The organism is Mycobacterium sp. (assembly GCF_049281135.1).
In the GTDB taxonomy this organism is placed as follows: Bacteria; Actinomycetota; Actinomycetes; order Mycobacteriales; family Mycobacteriaceae; genus Mycobacterium.
Map to the genome: position 1 here is coordinate 1 of NZ_JBAPRN010000254.1, position 2,280 is coordinate 2,280.

1 protein-coding gene is annotated in these 2,280 nt (G+C 65.9%); it reads right to left on the bottom strand.

What is annotated here, in order from left to right:
- Positions 1-86 precede the first annotated feature (86 nt).
- Positions 87-2,280 (bottom strand): CoA transferase (locus tag WAN02_RS10240; RefSeq protein ID WP_422264041.1); only part of this gene is annotated, 2,194 nt, incomplete at its 5' end.

Below are 2,280 nucleotides of genomic sequence, written 5' to 3' on the forward strand. Positions count from 1 at the left end.
GTGCTCGGCCAATGCCCGCGCGGTCGCGGCGCCGATGCCGCTGCTGGCGCCGGTGACCAGCGCCACGGTGCCGGCCAACGTCGTCGTCATATTCCCTCCAAGACGTGAGCGTGCAAGATCTCGTCACGAACATAGGCGTTGTGCTCGCCGAGATCGGGCGCACCGCGTGCGATCTCGGCCTCCACGACCGACATCCGCCACGGCGCCGCGAGGACCGGTCGTTGCCCTTCGCGGTGGTCGCTGACGAAACGGTACAGCTCACGGTCCCACAACAGCTGATCGCTGATGATGTCCAGAGCCGTCGCGCTTTTGGCGGCCGGCACACCGGCCGTCCTGAGTCGCCGCGCCAGCTGCCCCGCATCGTGGTTAAGGGTGAGCTTCGCGAGGTCGAGGTCGAGCGAATCGGTGTGCTCGAGTCGATCCGCCAGGGTGGCATAGCGCGGGTCGTCGACCAGCCCGGTGGCATCGAGCTCGTGACACAGCTGGCGCCATCGAGTTTCGTCGTCCACCGCAATGCTGATCCAGTCGCCGCCGACGCACGGGTAGCAGCTGTGCGGGGCCATGTCGGCGTGCCGGTTGCCGTCGGGCAGCAACTGCGCTCCGGTGAGTTCCTGGGCGAGCAGGCAGTCGCCGATCATCGACGACAGGGTTTCCACCGCCGACACGTCGACGAATTGGCCTTCACCGGTCAGCTCGCGGTGCAGCAACGCCACGACGGCGGCGAACGCGGCGGCGGCACCGACGGTGGAATCGCCGTAACGCATGCTGGTACCCAGCGGCGGCCCGTCCGGATAACCCACCAGTGAAGCGACCCCGGCCAACGCGGCGAAGCACGGCGCGTAGCCGGTTTGGTAACCAAACGGCCCGTCGTTGCCCCACATCTTGATTGAGACCGAAATGATGTCTTGTTTAACGCCTTTCAGCTGCTCGTAGCCGAGACCCATCCGTTCCATCGCGCCGGGCCGCAGGTTGTTGATGACAATGTCGCTGCGGGCGATCAGCTCGCGGAGCCGTCCGATGTCGGTCACGGACTTGAGGTCCAATTCCACGCTGAGCACTTCGGGATTGATGCTGAGGAAGAAGGGGGCGTGGTTGATGTCGGTGCCGCCGTATGCGCGCATCTCGTCAGGGTGAGTCGAGCTTTCCACCTTGATCACCTCGGCGCCCAGGAACGCCAGCAGCTTGCCGGCGTATGGACCCGCCCACACCTTGGTGAGCTCGACGACCCGAACGCCTTCCAGCGGGCCACCCCGGGACACCTTGGGCGGCTTGAGTTGTGGTGATTTAACCGTCGGTTTCGCGCGCGGCATCTCAACGCTGCGACGGATTTCGTCGCTGTGTTCACCCAGGGCGGGTGCCGCGCTGATGATGCGCGCGGGTGATGCGCTCAACAGGTAGGGGACACCGGGGTAGGCCGCGCCCCCCAGTACTGGATGACTGACGTCGTGGAAGAAGCCCCGGTGACGGTACTGCGGTGAGGTCTTCAGATCGGCAGCGCTTGTGACGGCCACCAGCGGAACTCCCAGCCGCTGGGCCTCTTCGGATGCAGCGTCCTTGCCGAGCCCGCGGACCCATGCGGCGAACCCGTGGTGAAACGTCGCCACCTTTTGCGGGGTGACCGAGAACTCGAGCCAGTCGTCCTCGAACTCGTTGAGCCAGTCCGGTTGGCCCATCAGCAATTTCAGGCCGGCCCAGTGATTACCGCTGGTCATATAGAGGTAGACGAATCCGTCCGCGCAGGCGAAGAAGGAGGCGGGGCCTTGCTGGTCGTAGTCGTCGCGGGTGTTCTGCGGCGTGACCTCGCCGGTGATGAACCTGCCCAACACGCAGTCGGCGCGCGACGCCAGGACGGCGTGCGCTGAAACGTCGATGAACTGGCCGGCTCCGGTGTGCAGATGCCAGAACAGGGACGAGGTGACGCACAGGGCCGCATCGAGTCCGGCCTCGTAGTCGGCCAGGAAGCGCCCGGGTCCTTTCAGCGGCGGCTTGGCCGGGTCGGCATGGCTGGGGGTGTGTAGACCCCAGCCGCTGCCGTGAAAGACGTTGAAGCTCTTGGCGTTGTGCAGCTCCGGCGGTGCCTCGACGCCGTACGGGGTGACCGAGCAGAACACCACGGTCGGGTGGCGGCCGGCGAGTTCGCTCACCGACAGCTCGCCGATGACCGCATCGGCCGACGCGAGGAGCTGATGCAGCAATTCGGGTTGGGCGTCGACGTCGAGTTCGATCGAGCGCTTATTGGTATTCAGATAGGCGAATACCGCACTGCGCTCCGGCCCGCCG